The organism is Nonomuraea sp. NPDC050328 (genome assembly GCF_044459405.1).
In the GTDB taxonomy this organism is placed as follows: domain Bacteria; phylum Actinomycetota; class Actinomycetes; order Streptosporangiales; family Streptosporangiaceae; genus Nonomuraea.
On record NZ_JBITIW010000004.1, the window covers coordinates 622,513 to 639,161 of the forward strand.

The 16,649-nt window shown below is 72.2% G+C and carries 15 protein-coding genes; 9 read left to right on the forward strand and 6 right to left on the reverse strand.

All coding sequences use genetic code 11. The features are described 5' to 3' along the window. Nucleotides 1-26 precede the first annotated feature (26 nt). Nucleotides 27-767 carry an SDR family NAD(P)-dependent oxidoreductase gene (locus ACIBG7_RS19405; RefSeq protein WP_397337094.1) on the reverse strand — a complete coding sequence of 247 codons (741 nt, stop codon included), beginning with the start codon at nucleotides 765-767 and terminating at the stop codon, nucleotides 27-29. 36 nt (nucleotides 768-803) lie between these two features. Continuing rightward, on the reverse strand, nucleotides 804-1,262 hold the full coding sequence (locus ACIBG7_RS19410; protein WP_357933774.1) for a MarR family winged helix-turn-helix transcriptional regulator: 459 nt from the start codon (nucleotides 1,260-1,262) through the stop codon (nucleotides 804-806). A 144-nt stretch (nucleotides 1,263-1,406) separates the two neighbouring features. On the opposite strand from ACIBG7_RS19410, the gene ACIBG7_RS19415 reads away from it, so the two are divergent. Then, nucleotides 1,407-2,960, forward strand: a complete 1,554-nt coding sequence (locus ACIBG7_RS19415; RefSeq protein WP_397337095.1) for a hypothetical protein — start codon at nucleotides 1,407-1,409, stop codon at nucleotides 2,958-2,960. Here the strand turns inward: ACIBG7_RS19415 and ACIBG7_RS19420 are convergent. Beyond that, complete coding sequence (locus tag ACIBG7_RS19420) at nucleotides 2,954-3,394, reverse strand: sterol carrier family protein (protein ID WP_397337096.1); 441 nt, start codon at nucleotides 3,392-3,394, stop codon at nucleotides 2,954-2,956. The two genes, ACIBG7_RS19415 and ACIBG7_RS19420, sit on opposite strands and share 7 nt — an antisense overlap. Nucleotides 3,395-3,513: 119 nt before the next feature. Here ACIBG7_RS19420 and ACIBG7_RS19425 point away from each other — a divergent pair, with 119 nt between their 5' ends. Genes ACIBG7_RS19425 through ACIBG7_RS19435 form a run of 3 tightly spaced genes read left to right on the forward strand, consistent with a single transcriptional unit; the run spans nucleotide 3,514 to nucleotide 8,195 of the window. Continuing rightward, nucleotides 3,514-5,529 (forward strand): PhoX family protein, encoded by a 2,016-nt coding sequence (locus ACIBG7_RS19425; RefSeq protein WP_397337097.1) that lies wholly within the window; start codon nucleotides 3,514-3,516, stop codon nucleotides 5,527-5,529. 34 nt (nucleotides 5,530-5,563) lie between these two features. Then, the gene (locus ACIBG7_RS19430) at nucleotides 5,564-7,438 is read left to right on the forward strand and encodes an ABC transporter ATP-binding protein (protein WP_397337099.1); all 1,875 of its coding nucleotides are present in this window, start codon (nucleotides 5,564-5,566) and stop codon (nucleotides 7,436-7,438) included. 13 nt (nucleotides 7,439-7,451) lie between these two features. Continuing rightward, nucleotides 7,452-8,195, forward strand: a complete 744-nt coding sequence (locus ACIBG7_RS19435) for a methylenetetrahydrofolate reductase (protein ID WP_397337100.1) — start codon at nucleotides 7,452-7,454, stop codon at nucleotides 8,193-8,195. Between the two features lie 10 nt (nucleotides 8,196-8,205). On the opposite strand, the gene ACIBG7_RS19440 is transcribed toward ACIBG7_RS19435, so the two are convergent. Further along, nucleotides 8,206-8,595: a VOC family protein gene (locus tag ACIBG7_RS19440; RefSeq protein ID WP_357933758.1), complete on the reverse strand. Its 390-nt coding sequence runs from the start codon at nucleotides 8,593-8,595 to the stop codon at nucleotides 8,206-8,208. A 59-nt stretch (nucleotides 8,596-8,654) separates the two neighbouring features. Between ACIBG7_RS19440 and ACIBG7_RS19445 the strand changes: the two genes are divergently transcribed. The 3 genes from ACIBG7_RS19445 to ACIBG7_RS19455 are packed head-to-tail and all read left to right on the forward strand — an operon-like array spanning nucleotide 8,655 to nucleotide 11,817. After that, nucleotides 8,655-10,082: an aldehyde dehydrogenase gene (locus ACIBG7_RS19445; protein ID WP_397337102.1), complete on the forward strand. Its 1,428-nt coding sequence runs from the start codon at nucleotides 8,655-8,657 to the stop codon at nucleotides 10,080-10,082. After that, on the forward strand, nucleotides 10,070-10,972 hold the full coding sequence (locus ACIBG7_RS19450; RefSeq protein ID WP_357933753.1) for a catechol 1,2-dioxygenase: 903 nt from the start codon (nucleotides 10,070-10,072) through the stop codon (nucleotides 10,970-10,972). Before ACIBG7_RS19445 ends, ACIBG7_RS19450 begins: the two co-directional genes overlap by 13 nt. Then, nucleotides 10,969-11,817: a fumarylacetoacetate hydrolase family protein gene (locus tag ACIBG7_RS19455; RefSeq protein ID WP_357933750.1), complete on the forward strand. Its 849-nt coding sequence runs from the start codon at nucleotides 10,969-10,971 to the stop codon at nucleotides 11,815-11,817. The genes ACIBG7_RS19450 and ACIBG7_RS19455 overlap by 4 nt, the downstream gene beginning before the upstream one ends. Here the strand turns inward: ACIBG7_RS19455 and ACIBG7_RS19460 are convergent. Beyond that, nucleotides 11,733-12,590, reverse strand: a complete 858-nt coding sequence (locus tag ACIBG7_RS19460; protein WP_397337103.1) for an acetoacetate decarboxylase family protein — start codon at nucleotides 12,588-12,590, stop codon at nucleotides 11,733-11,735. The genes ACIBG7_RS19455 and ACIBG7_RS19460 overlap by 85 nt on opposite strands. 104 nt (nucleotides 12,591-12,694) lie before the next feature. On the opposite strand from ACIBG7_RS19460, the gene ACIBG7_RS19465 reads away from it, so the two are divergent. Further along, nucleotides 12,695-13,993, forward strand: coding sequence for a glutamine synthetase family protein (locus ACIBG7_RS19465; RefSeq protein ID WP_397337104.1), 1,299 nt, complete (start codon nucleotides 12,695-12,697; stop codon nucleotides 13,991-13,993). Further along, a complete protein-coding gene (locus ACIBG7_RS19470) occupies nucleotides 13,971-15,224 on the forward strand; it encodes a cytochrome P450 (RefSeq protein ID WP_397337105.1) in 1,254 nt (417 codons plus the stop codon). Before ACIBG7_RS19465 ends, ACIBG7_RS19470 begins: the two co-directional genes overlap by 23 nt. Here ACIBG7_RS19470 and ACIBG7_RS19475 read toward each other — a convergent pair. Further along, the gene (locus tag ACIBG7_RS19475) at nucleotides 15,129-16,601 is read right to left on the reverse strand and encodes an MFS transporter (protein ID WP_357933739.1); all 1,473 of its coding nucleotides are present in this window, start codon (nucleotides 16,599-16,601) and stop codon (nucleotides 15,129-15,131) included. The two genes, ACIBG7_RS19470 and ACIBG7_RS19475, sit on opposite strands and share 96 nt — an antisense overlap. Nucleotides 16,602-16,649 lie beyond the last annotated feature (48 nt).

The window sequence follows — 16,649 nt, forward strand, 5'->3', positions numbered from 1 at the left end:
GGCGCTTCGGTGCTCGCACACTCGGGTCAGGTATGTGCGCTTCGGGCAGCGTTTGACCCCTCTCGAAGGATTTCTCCGGTGAGGTTGCGGTTGGCGGCGGAGCCGAGGAAAACGGCCAGGGCGGCCACGTCTTCTGAGGTGGACAGCCGCCTGCTCGGAATCTTCGCGGCCACCGCGTCCCGCACCTCCTGGGGCACCGGGGTGCTGTCGGTGGCGGTCAGCCCGGCCGCCAGCACGTTCACCAGCACCCCGTCGCCGCCCGCCTGCCAGGCCAGGGTGCGCATCAGGCCGTGCAGGGCCGCCTTGGCGGAGCCGTACGGGCCGGAGCCGGGGGTGCCCTCCTCGGCGATGCCGGACGAGACCAGGACGATCCGCCCGTAGCCCTTGGCCCGCATGCCGGGCAGGACGGCCTGCGCCAGCACCACGTTGCCGACCACGTTGGCGTGGAGGGAGGCGGTCCACTCCTGCGCCGGCACGTCCTCGAAGCGGGTGGTGAACGTCGTGCCCTGGTCCCAGCGGACCGCGTTGGCGATCAGCGAGTCGAACGGGCCGTGCTCGGCGACGACCGCGCGGATGCCCTCGTGGTCGGCCAGGTCGAGGCGGACCGTCGTGGCGGTGCCGCCAGCCCGTTCGACCTCCTTGGCGACCCGGGCCGCCCGGTCGGGTCCGGAGTGGTAGGTCAGGGTGACGTCGGCGCCGATGCCGCCGAAGGCGACCGCGATGGCCGCGCCGATTCCGGAGGAGGCTCCGGTGACCAGAACGCGCATGGGGGAGTCCCTTCAATTAGCTAACTAATTAGCCAGCTAATCAGGGGTGCACTCGCCGTGCCCAGAGCTTTCGCCCTCAGCGGAAGGGCAGGACCACATCGCGGCCACCAGCCGGGTCAGCGTCTCGCGGTCCTCCGGCGGGAGCTGGGCGAGCAGGTCCTGGTCGGCGCGCTGCCAGAGCTCCTCCACCGGGCCCTGCAGATCCTTGCCCGCCTGGGTCAGGTGCACGCAGCTCTGCCTCGGCCGGCCGCTGAACGGCACCCGGGTGACGAAACCGGCCCGTTCCAGGCGCTGCAACGCCTTGGTCACCGTCGGCGGCTCCACGCCCAGCCGGGCGATCAGCTCGCTCTGGGGCAGGCCGTCCTCGCGCCAGAGCTGGTTGAGCAGCATCTCCTGGCCCACGTGCAGGCCGAGTTCGGCCAGGCCGGCGGCCACCCGGTAACGATGCACCTTGGTGATCTTGATCAGCGCGTAGGTCAGGGTCTCGTCCAGCATGTCCTCATCCTGCCCTGGCCTGGGGCTTTGGGGCACCCTGACCCAAGTATCGGCGGGCGCTTACCGTGTCGGCGGGTTCCGAGTCCCGTTCTCGGGGGAGTGTTGGGTATCCGGTATGCCGACGACACGTCGGGAGACGTAGACGTGACCACCACTCCTGAGGACCCGAACCAGCCGCCCCGCCGCAAGGGCGAGGAACCCGAGCGTCCGGCCGACGAGACGGACGGCGGCGAGACGGGCGCCGAGAGCACGATGGTGTTCGGCGCGCACGACTGGCCGGGCTCCGAACCCCCCGGCTCCGAACCTCCCGGCTCCGAGCGGGGCCGCTCCGGCTCCGGCTCCGGTTCCGAGTCCGGGTCCGGCTCCGGCTCCGGGCCTGGCTCCGGTTCCGGTTCCGGCGCGGCCGACGCGGACGCGGAGGAGCCGGCGCCCGCCTCGCCCTGGTCGCCACCGTCCGGCCCGGCCGACCCGCACCGGGGCACCGCCGACCCCTACCGGGGCACCAGCGAGCCCGACCAGCCCCGCGTGGAGCCGCCCGCTACGCTCCCGTCGGGACCTGAGGGACCGGGCGGGGAACCGGGCCAGCCGGGACAGCCGGGACAGCCCGGCCAGCCGTACACGGTGCCGGGAGGGACGCCCGCCTACCCGGGCTGGGGCGGCGAGGCGGACGAGCCCGAGCCGCCCGCGACGCCGCCGTCCCGCTACGAGCAGCCGCCCGCCACGCCGTCCCGCTACGAGCAGCAGCCGCCGTCGGGCACCACGCCGTCCCGCTACGACCCGCCGACCGCGCCCTCGCCCTATGAGGGCGGGCCCCGGGAGTACGGCCAGGCCACCCCGGGCGCCTCGCCGTACGGCGGCACCGCCCAGCCCACCGGCCAGTACGGCACGCAGCCCGGCCACTTCGGCCACGCCGGCCAGAGCGACCAGCCAGGCGACCAGCCCGGCCACTTCGGTCGGGCGGGCCAAGGCGACCAGCCCGGCCACTTCGGGCAGGCCGGCCAAGGCGACCAGCCCGGCCACTTCGGGCACGCCGGCCAAGGCGAGCAGCCTGGTGACCAGCCCAGCCAGTACGGCAGCCCCGGGGACCGCCCCGGCCAGTACGGCCGGCAGTCCGCTCAAGGCCCCGGCGGCGAGCCGGAGCGGCCGAGCCAGGGCAGTCACCCGCTCCAGGGCGAGCAGCTCAACGAGCAGCCGCCGCTGTCCCAGCAGGAGCCCTACAGCATCCAGCCCGGCCCCCAGCCCCCCATGGGCGAGGAGCCGTACAGCGTGCAACGCCCCTTCGGCGAGCAACAGCAACACCAGCACCCCGGCTACGGCGCCGGCCAGGTGCCGCCCCCGCCTCCGGGCGGCGGCCTGCCGTACGGCGGGCAGCAGCCCGCAGACTGGCAGCCCCGCAAGCCCGGCGCGGGCCTGGCCGTGGCGTCGCTGATCCTGGGCGTCGCCAGCCTGTTCCTGCTGGTCGTCTGCGGTCTAGGTGTGCTGACCGCGCTGGTCGGCCTGGTGCTCGGCATCGTGGCCGTGTCCAAGCGCGTGAAGCCGGGCATGGCGTGGGCCGGCATCGGCCTGAGCGTGCTGGCCCTGGTGCTGGCGGTGGTCGGCCTGTTCTGGTTCACCAACACCTTCGGCGAGTGCTTCGACCTGCCGTCGGAGCTGGTGCAGCGCTGCGTGGAGCAGAAGCTGGGCGGCGACTACTACTGAACCGGCAGGTGACCTGAGAGGTCGGCACGGGCGCCGCTCGCTGAGACGGCGCCCTTCGCCATGGCCTCGGTCCAGTCCAGCCGGCCGAGGGCGAGCTCCATCCAGGTGCGGGCGTCGGTCTCGATGACGTTGGGCGGGGTGCCGCGGGTGTGCCGGGGGCCTTCGATGGCCTGGACGGCGGCGAAGGGCGGCACCCGCACCTCGACCGTGCGCCCCGGCGAGCGGGCGGCCAATCGGTCGAGGGTGTGCCGGACCGCGAAGCGCAGCGCGGTCCGTTCCGGGGTGAGGCCCCGGTCGTAGGCGGTCATGACCGCGCCCACGAGCGCGTCGGCCAGCGCGGCGGCGGGGCCGTCGTAGGCGGGCGAGTCGAGCGCGACGAGCTGGGCGTCGAGGGCGCTGCGGAGCTTCTCCGGGTCGAGCTTGCGAGCGGACACCGCTCCATCCTCCCAGCGTGTTCGTGCTCGCGGGTATGAGCCTTCATCGCGCATTCACCCCGGGTTCCGCCACGGGCCGTAACGTCCGGGCCGAACTACTGCGCATTTGTGGAGGACCCGTGAGGAAATTCTTGCCCCTGATCTCGCACCAAGGCGGCAGGAGCGCGTTGACCTGCCAGTTCCGGTGCGGCAACGCCTGCGCTCACGAGGTCGCCAACACCAGCGGCAACGAGTACTTCGGCGACATCGCGGCCAAGGCCCTGTCCCGGCGCGGGATGCTCCGGGCCGGAGCGCTCGGCGCGGTCGTCGTCGGCGTCGGGGCGGCGGGAGCCGTACCGGCGCTGGCCGACCCGGGCGCCGAGTCCGAGGTCGCGGCCAACGGCTTCGGCTGGGGCCGTGGCGACCTGCGCTTCACCCCGGTCAAGCCGAACACCGCCGACGCGCTGACCGTCCCGCAGGGCTACTCCTCGTCCGTGGTGGTGCGCTGGGGCGACCCGGTGCTGCCGGACGCGCCCGCCTTCGACTTCGACAACCAGAGCGCCGCCGCGCAGGCCAAGCAGTTCGGCTACAACTGCGACTACGTCACGCTCTTCCCGATGGGGCACCACCGCGCCCTGCTGTGGGTCAACCACGAGTACACCGACGAGAACCTGATGTTCCGCGGGTACACCAACGGCGCCGCCGCCACCGAGGAGCAGATCCGCATCGCCCTGGCCGCGCACGGCGGCTCGGTGGTGGAGATCGAGCGCCGGGGCAACACCGGCGACTGGAAGCTGGTGACCAGGGGCCGCCGCCGCTACAACCGGCGCATCACCGCCCAGACCCCGATGCGCTTCTCCGGCCCGGCGGCCGGCAGCGCGCTGCTGAAGACGGCGGCCGACCCCGAGGGCCGCACCCCGCTCGGCATGCTCAACAACTGCGCCGGCGGCACCACGCCGTGGGGCACGGTGCTGACCGCCGAGGAGAACTTCAACCAGTACTTCGTCAACGGCCCGCGCACCCCCGAGAACGCCCGCTACAGCATCCCGACCGGCGTCTCCGGCCGCCGCTTCGACCGGGTCGAGGAGCGTTTCGACCTGGCCAAGCACCCCAACGAGGTCAACCGCTTCGGGTGGATCGTGGAGATCGACCCGTTCGACCCGCAGTCGACGCCGATCAAGCGCACCGCCCTGGGCCGCTTCGCGCACGAGGCGGCGACCACCTCGGTCGGCCGCGACGGCCGCCTAGTGGTCTACATGGGCGACGACTCGCGCTTCGAGTACGTCTACAAGTTCGTCTCCAAGGAGCGGTACATCCCCGGCTTCGACCGGCACAACCGCACCCTGCTGGACGAGGGCACCCTGTACGTCGCCCGCTTCACCGGCGACAGCCCCGGCGAGATCGACGGCTCGGGCAAGCTGCCCGCCGACGGCGCCTTCGACGGCACCGGCGAGTGGATCCCGCTGGTCAGCGGCTCGGAGAGCTTCGTCGACGGGATGAGCGCCGAGCAGGTGCTGGTCTTCACCCGCTTGGCCGCCGACAAGGTCGGCGCGACCAAGATGGACCGCCCCGAGGACGTCGAGCGCAACCCGGTCACCGGCGCGGTCTACGTGGCGCTGACCAACAACGGCAACCGCACCGCCGCCCAGGTGGACGAGGCCAACCCGCGCCCGTCCAACAAGCACGGCCACGTGCTGGAGCTGGTCGAGCAGCGCGACGGCCGCTTCACCTGGTCGCTCCCGCTGGTCTGCGGCGACCCCAACGACGCCACGACCTACTTCGCCGGGTTCGACAAGACCAAGGTCTCGCCGATCTCCTGCCCGGACAACCTCGCCTTCGACCGCGACGGCAACCTGTGGATCTCCACCGACGGCAACCAGCTCGGCAGCAACGACGGCCTGTTCGTCATGCCGGTGCGCGGCCCGGAACGCGGCTACCTGCGCCAGTTCCTGACCGTGCCGTTCGCCGCCGAGACCTGCGGCCCCTTGGTCACCGACGACCAGCGCAGCGTCTTCGTGGCGGTCCAGCACCCGGGCGAGAGCGACGGCGCCACCCCCGACAACCCGACCAGCCACTGGCCCGACGGCGGCGCCTCCCAGCCCCGCCCGGCGGTCGCGGTGGTCTGGCACAGCCGGGGCAAGAAGATCGGCGCTTGACCTCAAGTCCACTTGAGCTCCTACTGTCGCTGCCATGAGCATGGAAGTGACAGCCTGGAACCAGCTTTACCGGATGAACGAGCGGCAGGAGCGCAGGGCCCTTTCCCGGGCCACGCTCCGCCGCGTCGCCGCCTTCGCGCGGCCCCACCGCCTGCGGCTGGCGTGGTTCCTCGGGCTGAGCGTGATCGCGGCGGCGCTCGCCGTCGGCTCGCCCGTGCTGGCCGGCCGGGTGGTGGACACCATCGTGGGCGGTGGCCCGGCCTCGACGGTCGTGACCATCGCCCTGGTGATCGCCGGCCTCGCGCTCGCCGAGGCCGGCATCGGCCTGCTGAGCCGCTGGTTGTCGGCCTCCATCGGCGAGGGCCTCATCCTCGACCTGCGCACCACCGTCTTCGACCACGTGCAGCGCATGCCGATCGCCTTCTTCACCAGGACCCGCACCGGCGCCTTGGTCAGCCGGCTGAACAACGACGTCGTCGGCGCGCAGCGCGCCTTCACCGACGTGCTGTCCAGCGTGCTCGGCAACCTGGTCACCCTGGTGCTGACGCTGAGCGTGATGATCTCCCTGTCGTGGCAGATCACCCTGCTGGCGTTGCTCCTGCTGCCGGTCTTCGTGCTGCCCGCGCGCCGCATGGGCGTCCGCATCGCCCGGCTGCGCCGTGAGGCCGCCGACCACAACGCCGCCATGGGCAACCAGATGGTCGAGCGCTTCTCCGCCCCCGGCGCCACCCTGGTCAAGCTGTACGGCAGGCCGGACGCCGAGTCGGCCGAGTTCGCCGGCCGCGCCCGCCGCGTGCGTGACATCGGCGTGCGAGCCGCGATGACCCAGACCCTCTTCGTCACCGCGCTCACCCTGGTCTCCGCGCTCGCCCTCGCCCTGGTCTACGGCCTCGGCGGCGTCTACGCCCTGCGCGGGTCGCTCGACGCCGGCTCGGTCGTCGCGCTGGCCCTCCTGCTCACCCGCCTGTACGCCCCGCTGACCGCCCTGGCCAACGCCCGGGTGGACGTGATGAGCGCCCTGGTCAGCTTCGAGCGGGTCTTCGAGGTGCTCGACCTCAAGCCGCTCATCGCCGACAAGCCGGATGCGCGAGCCGTACCGGACGGGCCGGTCGCGGTGGAGTTCGACGACGTGCGCTTCGCCTACCCGGCCGCCGACAAGGTCTCGCTCGCCTCGCTGGAGGAGGTCGCGGTGCTCGACGCCCGCGGCGGCGAGGAGGTGCTGCACGGCGTCTCCTTCCGCGCCGAGCCCGGCCAGATGGTCGCGCTCGTCGGCTCCTCCGGCGCGGGCAAGTCGACCATCGCCCAGCTCCTGGCCCGCCTGTACGACGTGGACTCCGGCGCGGTACGGCTGGCCGGCACGGACGTGCGCGACCTGAGCGCGGCCTCCATCCGCGGCACGCTCGGCATGGTCACCCAGGACGGCCACCTGTTCCACGACACCATCCGCGCCAACCTGCTCTTCGCCCGCCCGGAGGCGAGCGACGCCGAGCTGTGGGAGGTGCTGCGCCGCGCCCGGCTCGGCACGCTGATCGAGTCGTTGCCCGACGGGCTCGACACCATGGTCGGCGAGCGCGGCTACCGGCTGTCCGGCGGCGAGCGCCAGCGGCTCACCATCGCCCGCCTGCTGCTCGCCCAGCCCCGCGTGGTCGTGCTCGACGAGGCCACCGCGGCGCTCGACTCCACCAACGAGGCGGCGGTCCAGGCCGCGCTCGCCGAGGCTCTGCAGGGCCGGACGGCTCTGGTCATCGCGCACCGGCTGGCCACGATCCGCGCCGCCGACCAGATCCTGGTCATCGAGGACGGTCGCGTGGTGGAGCGGGGCCGGCACGCCGAGCTCCTGGCCCAGGAGGGCCGCTACGCCGAGCTCTACCGCACGCAGTACGCAGAGGAGGAGGAGCTGGCCGCCTGAGATGATGGGCGGCATGACCTTCGAGGTGGTTTGTGAGATCCAGCCGTCGACGAGACCCGACCTGAAGGCGGTCCGCCACCAGATCGGCACCCTGAGCACGGTCTCGTCGACCTTTCTCATCCCCGACAACCACATCGGCCGGGCGACGATCTCCAGCATCGCCGTGGCGCACGAGGTGCAGGCCATGGGCGGCCGGAGCATCGCCTGCCTCAACTCGCGCGACCGCAACCTGCTCGGCTTCCAGCGCGACCTGCTGACCGCCGCCGCCTACGGCGTCGACCAGTTCCTGTTCGTCTACGGCGACAAGCCGGCCAGCGGCAACCGCACCAGCGACCTGACCGTCCGGTCGATGATCGAGGAGGCCCGCGCCTTCTCCGGCGACCTCCGGCTGGGCGCGGCGGCCGGGCTCAAGCCGTTGCCCGGCTTCAAGCGGGCCGCCGACTTCCTCTTCCTCCAGGTCAGCTTCTCGGTCGAGGCCATGCTCCGCTGGCGGGAGGCCAACCCCGTGGACGTGCCGGTGTACGCCGGCGTCATGGTGCTGGCCAGCCAGAAGCACGCCCTCGCGCTGGGCGCGGCCATCCCGGACATCGAGATCCCGGCCGACCTCACCGAGCGCCTCGCCACCGACCGCATGGCCGGGGTCGAGGCGGCCTGCGCCCAGGTCGAGGCGATCCGCGACTCGGGCGCCTTCGCCGGCGTGCACCTCATCCCGGTCTCCCGCTACCGGGACGTGGAGGCCCGGCTGGCCCGGGGCTGATCCGCAGGTGTCAGTCCCAGCGCTGGGCGTTGCCGTCGTTCAGCCGGCCCGGCGGATCGGGGATCACGCAGAAGTGCAGCCCGGCCGGGTCGCGCATGACCTGCCAGCCGTTGACCGCGCGCACCCGCACCGCCCCGAGCGCCTCCAGCCGGGCGGTCTCGGCGGCGACGTCGTCGGTGTGGATGTCGAGGTGGACTTTCGCCTCGCCCTCGCCGAGCCGCTGCACGAGCAGCCCGAGGTCGCCGGTGTATCCCAGCTCGGCCGACTGGTGGTACTCGGGGAAGCGCTCGATCTGCTCGAACGGGCGGCCGAGCGCGCCCTGCCAGAAGGCGACCTCGGCGTCGTGCGTCTCGTCCGGCGCGTCGATCACGACCACGCTCATTCTGCTGTAGTGGACCATGTACCGATCATGCCGCACCTGATACCGTTCGTACCCGAACGATAAGGTGAGGAGCGCCGATGTCCATGGTCGAGCACTGGATCGGCGGCGAGCGGGTCTCCTCCGGCGCCGGCTTCACCGACCTGTCGCCCATCGACGAGCAGCCCGTCGCGCAGGTCGCCCGGGGCGGCGAGCGAGAGGTACGGCAGGCGGTCGCCGCGGCCAAGGCGGCCTTCCCGGCCTGGGCCCGCACCAGCCGCGAGGAGCGCGCCCGGCTGCTCCACGCCGTCGCCGACGGCGTCGAGCGGCGCGTCGAGCAGCTCGCCCTGCTGGAGACCACCGACAACGGCGCGTTACTCCGGTCCCACCTGCGCGGGGTGATGCCGCGGGTGGCGCACAACTTCCGCTTCTTCGCCGACTGGCTGCTCGGGCTGAAGCACGACGACTTCGAGACGCGCGGCCACACCAACCACGTGAGCTGGGACCCGGCGGGCGTCTGCGCGCTGATCACCCCCTGGAACGCGCCGCTCATGCTGGCCACCTGGAAGCTCGCCCCCGCGCTGGCCGCCGGTAACACCGTCGTGCTCAAGCCGGCCGAGTGGAGCCCGCTGACCGCCTCGGCGCTGGCCGACATCACCGCCGAGGCCGGCCTGCCGGAGGGCGTCTTCAACGTGGTGCAGGGCCTGGGCGCGGAGGCCGGGGCCGCCCTGGTCGACCAGCCCGACGTCGCCCGCGTCAGCTTCACCGGCTCGGTCCCGACCGCCCGGCTCATCGGCGCGGCGGCCGCCCGGCACCTGACCCCGGTCTCGCTGGAGCTCGGCGGCAAGTCGCCCAGCCTGATCTTCGCCGACGCCGACCTCGACCTGGCCGTCGACCTGGCCATCGAGCAGTACGACAACGCCGGCCAGGTCTGCCTGGCCTGCACCCGGCTGCTGGTCGCCGAGGAGATCGCCGCCGAGTTCACCGAGCGCCTGGTCGACCGGATCGGCCGGCTGCGCCAGGGCGACCCGCGCGACCTCGACACCGACCTCGGCCCGCAGATCCACCGGCGCCACCTCGAACGCGTCGACGGCTTCGTCCGGCGGGCCAAGGCGGAAGGCGCCCGGGTGCTGGCCGGCGGCGGGCCGAACGAGGAACTCGGCGGCCTGTACTACCGGCCCACGCTCTTCACCGACGTGCCGGACGGGGCGGAGATCCTGCGCGAGGAGGTCTTCGGCCCCGTGCTGACCCTGCAGACCTTCCGCGACGAGGAGCAGGCGATCGAGCTGGCCAACGGCACCTCCTACGGCCTCGACGCCCTGGTCGTCACCGGCTCGCCCGAACGCGCCGCCCGGGTCACCCCGCGTCTGGTCGCCGGGACGGTGTGGGTCAACTGCTTCTTCGTGCGCGACCTGCGCGCCCCCTTCGGCGGCTCGCGCGAGTCCGGCATCGGCCGCGAGGGCGGCACCTGGAGCTTCGACTTCTACTGCGACGTCAAGAACACGGTGAGCGCGCCATGGGCGAAATAGTCGGCGCGGGCCTGCTGGCCCACGTCCCCACGATCGTGTTGCCGGAGGTCACCCGGCGCGAGCTGAACGAGGGCCGCGAGATCAGCCTCGTGCCGGGGCTGGAGCGGCTGCGCGCGGAGGTGTTCGAGCGCGATGACTACGACACCGTCGTCGTGCTCGACTCGCACTGGGCGACGACCCTGGAGTTCGTCGTCACCGCCCAGGACCGGCGGGCCGGGCTCTACACCTCCGAGGAGCTGCCTCGGGGGATGTGCCGCATGCCGTACGACATCCCGGGGGACCCGGAGCTGGCGCACGCCATCGCCGCGCAGGCGAGCGCGCACGGGACGTGGATCACCGCGATCGACGACCCGTACCTGCCGATCTACTACGCCACGGTCAACCTGTGGACGCATCTCGGCGTGCGCGACAACCCCTACCTGGGCGTCGCCGGCAAGCCGTGGATCTCCATCGGCGTCTGCCAGACCGCCGACACCGAGGACTTCCTGCGCCTGGGCCGAGCCCTCGGTACGGCTGTCGCCGCGAGCGAGCGGCGGGTGCTGCTGATCGCCTCCGGCGCGATGTCGCACACCTTCTGGCCCCTTCGCGAGATCCGCGCGCACGAGTCGAGCGACCCGGCGCACATCCGCACCCCCGAGGCGCGGGCGGCCGACCTGGAGCGCATCGCCTGGTTCCAGGAGGGCGCGCACGCCAGGGTGCTGGAGACGATGCCGGAGTTCCTGCGGCACAAGCCTGAGGCCCGTTTCGGCCACTACCTGATGATGATCGGGGCGCTCGGCGAAGGCGCCTGCACGGCGCCCGGGCGGCTGTTCAGCGAGTACGAGAACGCCGTGGGGACCGGGCAGGTGCACGTCTGGTTCGACCGGCCGGAGAGAGGGTGGCACGGGTGAGCGCCGAATACCGCCGGATCCTGCTGGACGGCGTGGCCGTCCAGGTCAGGGCCGAAGGCGACCTGCTGGTCAGTGCGGACGGGCGGGCGGTCGAGGCCGCCACGGCGGTGCACCTGCCGCCGGTCGAGCCGTCGAAGATCATCGCCGTGCACCTCAACCACCGCAGCCGGGTGGCGGAGTTCATGACCAGGCTGCCGCCCGCGCCGACCTACTTCCACAAGCCGGTCTCCGCGCTCAACGCGCACGGCGGCGCGGTCGTGCGGCCCGAGCGCTGCCGCTACCTCAACTACGAGGGCGAGGTGGCGATCGTCATCGGCCGTACCTGCCGCTCGATCACGCCCGAGCAGGCGGGGGAGTACATCGCGGGCTACACCGTCGCCAACGACTTCGGGCTGCACGACTTCCGCGACACCGACGCCGGCTCGATGCTCCGGGTGAAGGGCTCCGACACGCTCTGCCCGCTCGGCCCCGGCCTGGTCACCGGCTGGGACTTCCGCGACAAGGCGATCGAGACGCTGGTCAACGGCCGCCTCGCGCAGAGCGGGAGCACCGCCGAGATGGAATGGGACATGCACTACCTGGTCGCCGACATCGCGCGGACCATCACCCTGCGGCCGGGCGACGTGCTGCTCTCGGGCACTCCTGCCGGTTCACGGCCGGTAGAGCCCGGTGACGTGGTCGAGGTGCGCGTCGAGGGCCTGGGGACGCTCCGCAACCACGTCGTGGCCGGGCCGCTGGCCGTGGACCCCGGCTTCGGCGCTCAGCCGACCGAGTCGGAAGAGGTCCTGTCCACCGCGTTCGGCGGCGACTGGGAGTTTCGCGGCATCCGCCCGCCGGCCCGCTGAGCCAGCACCCGGCCTCCGTTCCAGACGACGCCCACCTGCCGGTAGTACGACCCGATCGGCTCGACCACCGGCAGCCGGGTCAGCTCCTCGGTCGGCGAGTCGAACAGGCGCAGCTCGAAGTCGCCCGCCCACACCGGCCCGCCCTCGAACGCGGCCGCGCCCGACTCGATCAGCTCCTCGTGCGCGTCCGGCTCGCCGGGCACGATCGAGGGCAGCCAGCGGTGATGCGCCATCGGGTGCCCGTTGACGAACCCGTTGCGCTCGGCCGGCCCGGTGAGCGTCACCACCGTCTCGGCCAGCCGCCGGTCGCCGGCCGCGAGCGTGGCGCCGAAGCGCGCGCCCTCCGCCAGCCGCGGCGCGGGCCCGAAGGGGTGCGGCCGGGTCTGGTGGATCGAGCCGAGCTTCTTCGGGTACCCCTGGTGCAGACCCCGGAGCACCGCGAAGTCCTTGTCCACCCAGATGTAGACGCAGCGCGAGTACACCCGGCCCTCGAAGGCACAGCGCACCACCGCGAAACACTCCTTGTACTGCGAGCGGACCGGATCGAGCAGTTCCTCGCCCGAGGCCCCGCACGACTGCCAGTCCGCCCAGATGAGCGCCACCGCACCGGGGTCGTCCGGCGCGGGCGCCAGCGGCGGAGGCAACAGCTCGGCGACCCGGCCCGGATGGGTCCGGTACTCGACGGTGAGCAGGTCGCCGGAGTAGTGCCAGGGCGGCGAGGGGATCAGCGAGGCCCGTCCGGTCGCGGTGCGCGGATAGAGGAAACCTCGCACGGCAGCACCTCTCTCGTATCGTTAGGATCCGTACGATAACCCTTGACCGCGGGGTGCGGCCAGCCTAGGTTTTGCGCAAACAATCTTTCCGAAGGGCACGCGCCATGGAAGAGCTGGCATCCCGGGGCGTCGACGTGCTCCGGGTGGTCTATCCCGACCTGCTGGGCATCGACCGGGGCCGGGAGGTGCTGGTCGAGGCGCTGCCGCAGGCGATGGAGCACGGGCTGGCCTTCTGCCGGGCGGTCTACCACACGACGCCCACGGGGGAGACGATCCCGGTGCCGGGCGGGCTAGACCAAGGCTTACCCGACATGGCGATATTTCCGGACTTATCCACCGTGCAGGACCTCCCCTGGGAACCCGGCGTCGCCTGGTGCCTCGGCGACGCCCGCAACCCCGACGGCTCCCGCGCCGGCGAAGACCCCCGCGCGGTGCTCCGCGACCTGACCGCCAAGCTCGGCGAACTGGGCCTGACCGCGATCGTCGGCCCCGAACTCGAATACTTCCTGCTCAACCCGGACGGCACGCGGCACGGCGACTCCAAGGGCGACGTCTACACCGCCGGCCGCCGCGGCGACCCGGACGGCCACCTGCTCAAAGCCCTGCGCTGGACCCGCGACCTCGGCCTCGGCGTCACGATGGCCAACCACGAGTACGCCGGCTCGCAGTTCGAGATCAACCTCACCCACTCCGAGGCGCTCGACGCCGCCGACCGGGCCTTCCGCTTCAAGGCCGCGATCAAGGAGATCGCCCGGCTCGACGGGCGCATGGCGACCTTCATGGCGCGGCCCTTCGACGACGAGGGCGGGTCGGGCTTCCACGTGCACCTGTCGCTGACCGGCTCGGACGGGCGCAACGTCTTCGACGGGCCGGCCGAGCCGTACGGGCTGACCGAGACGGCCCGGCACGCCATCGGCGGGCTGCTCGCGCACGCGCCCGCGGCGGCGGCGCTGCTCAACCCGACGATCAACTCCTACAAGCGGTTCGGGCCGGACACGCTGGCGCCCTGGCTGATCGACTGGGGGCTCGACAACCGCAGCGCGATGCTGCGCGTGCCGCCCGAACGCGGCGCCGGCGCCCGTTTGGAGGTACGGCTCGGCGACGCCAGCGCCAACCCCTACCTCGGCACCGCGGCCGTGCTGGCGGCGGTCTACCTGGGGATCCGCGACCGGATCGAGCCGCCCGCGCCGCTGGAGGGCTACGGCTACGACACCAGCCGCTCGGCGGTGCTGCCGATGAGCCTCGGCGCGGCGCTGGACGCGCTGGAGGCCGACGCCGCCTTCGGGGCGCTGCTCGGCAAGGAACTGGTCACCTCCTTCCTCGCCTACAAGCGCAACGAGGTCGAACGGTTCGAGCGCGCGGTCACCGACTGGGAGTTCCGTGAATACGCCTACCACCTCTGACCTGGCCGACCTCGACCTCTTCGCGGCCGGGCCGCCCTGGGCCGCCTTCGCCGCGCTCCGCCGCGACGACCCGGTGCACTGGAACCCGGAGCGGGACGGGCGCGGCTTCTGGTCGGTCACCCGGCACGCCGACATCGTCGCGATCAGCCGGGATGCCGAGACCTACACCTCCGAGCTGTTCACCAACCTGGAGGAGGTGGACGATCCGGTCCGGCGGGAACTGCGCCGCTCGATGCTGGAGACCGACGGACCCCGGCACCGGGCGCTGCGCAAGCTGCTGCAACGCGACTTCACGCCGCGGCAGGTCAACCAGCGCTACGAGGGGTTCCTGCGCGGGCTGACCCGGGTGACGGTCGAGGCGGCGCTGGCCAAGCCCGAGTTCGACTTCGTCACCGAGATCGCGGCCGACTTCCCGATCCGGGTGCTGGCGCGGATGCTCGGCGTGCCCGACGAGGACACCCCCAAGCTGATCGAATGGGGCAACCGCATCATCGGCAACACCGACCCGGACTACGCCGACGTGCTCCTCGAAACCCCCGAGAGCCTGAAATATCAGGACCTGCCGTTCCGGAGCCCCGCCTCCCTCGAGGTCTTCGCCTACGGCGACCGCCTGGCCGCCGAGCGCCGCGGCGGCGACGGGGACGACCTGGTCAGCAAGCTGGTCAACACCCTGCCCGAGGACGGCCGGCCGCTCTCGCCCGAGCACTTCCACAACTACTTCCTGCTCCTGGTCGTCGCCGGCAACGAGACCACCAGGCACGCCATCTCGCACGCCATGCTCGCGCTCATCGAGCACCCCGAGGAACTCGCCAAGCTCCGCCGCGACCCCGGCCTCATCCCCGGGGCGGTCGAGGAGTTCCTGCGCTGGGCCTCGCCGGTCTACCACTTCCGCCGCACCGCCACCCGCGACGTCGAGCTGCACGGCCGGCACATCCGCGAGGGGGACAAGGTCGTGCTCTGGTTCGCCTCCGGCAACCGCGACGAGACGGTCTTCGCCGAACCCGGCCGCTTCGACGTCACCCGCGCCAACGTCGACCACCTCACCTTCGGCAAGGGCGGCCCGCACTTCTGCCTCGGCGCGAGCCTGGCCCGGCTGGAGCTGCGGCTGATGTTCGAGGAACTGCTCCCGCGGCTGTCACACGTCGAGCTTGCCGGGGAGGTGACCCGCGTCCGCTCGAACTTCGTCAACGGGATCAAGCGCCTTCCGGTTCGGATCACGCGCCAGGGCTGACAGCACCGCCCCGACCAGGGCGACCCCGAACAACACCGCATAGGTCAGCCGGAAGCCATCCATGAGCTGCGCCACCGCCACCGGCGACACCTCGTCCAGCGTGGCGGCATAGACCTGATCCCGTACGGCAGGCGAGACCGAGCTGGTCAGCATGCTCAGCGAGACGCCCACGCTGAGCACGATGCCGACGTTCATGATCATCACGCGGAGCCCGTTGACCACCCCCAGGCTGTCGGAGGGCAACGCGCTCATCATCTGCGTGGTGTTCCCGGTCAGGAAGGCGCCGCTGCCGCACCCGGCCAGGAACAACGCCACCCCGATCGGCCAGTACGGCACCTCGGGATCGGCGAAGACCATCAGCAGCCCGAGCCCGGCCGCGCTGAACAACGAACCGCCCACTGTGATCGCGTACGGCGAGGCCCGGAGCAGCCCCGCCACCGGCGAGGCGATCGCCATCCCGACGGCCACCGGGAGCACGCACAACCCGGCGGTGAAGGCGTCCATGCCGCGGGCCGCCTGGAAGTGCAACGCGGCCAGCAGCACCAGGGCGGCCCTGGCCAGCGCGTTGCAGAAGGAGGCGGCGTTGCCGAAGATCAGCGTCTTGCCGGCGAACAGGCGCTTGTCCAGCACCGGGTGGGAGGAGCGCTTCTCCACCAGCACGATGAGCGGCACCAGCACCAGGCAGAGGGCGGCTCCGCCGTACAGGAAGGTGTCCGGTTCGGAGACGGCCAGCAGGGCCGCGCAGAGCGCGGCGAAGATCAGCAGGTTGCCCAGCGCGTCCACCGGCCGGCGCGGGCCGCGGGGCACCTTGCGCAGCACCAGCATGCCCAAGATCACGGCGATCACCCCGGCCGGGACGTTGACCCAGAAGATCCACTGCCAGCCCGCGGTCTCGGCGATCAACCCGCCGAGCGACGGGCCGGCGAGCTGCGCGACCGACAGGGTGCCGATGTAGACGCCCATGCCGCGGCTGAGCTTGTCCGGCGGGAAGGCGTGCGTGATGATCACCGCGCCGTTGGCCAGGATCATCGCGGCGGCGGCGGCCTGGAGCACCCGCATCGCCACCAGGAACCAGACGTTCGGCGCGAACCCGGCCAGCAGCGAGGCGACGGTGAAGAGCGCGAAGCCCGCCAGGTAGGTCTCGCGGCGGCCCAGCAGGTCGGCGACCCGGCCGAAGAAGACCATGCTGGCCGTCATGACCAGCAGGTAGGAGAGCAGGATCCAGCCGGATTCGAGGGGAGTCGCCCGGAAATGCCGCACCACCACCGGGAGGGCGACGTTCAGGGTGCTGCCGGCGATGCCGATGAGGATCAGGCCGAGGCTGGCAACCGAGCAGACTCGCCACGCATAGCGCAGATCATGGGGGGACGACGCCATACGCCCCACGCTACAGAAGGAGATTCTGCGCCGGCCCCTCGGGTGGAC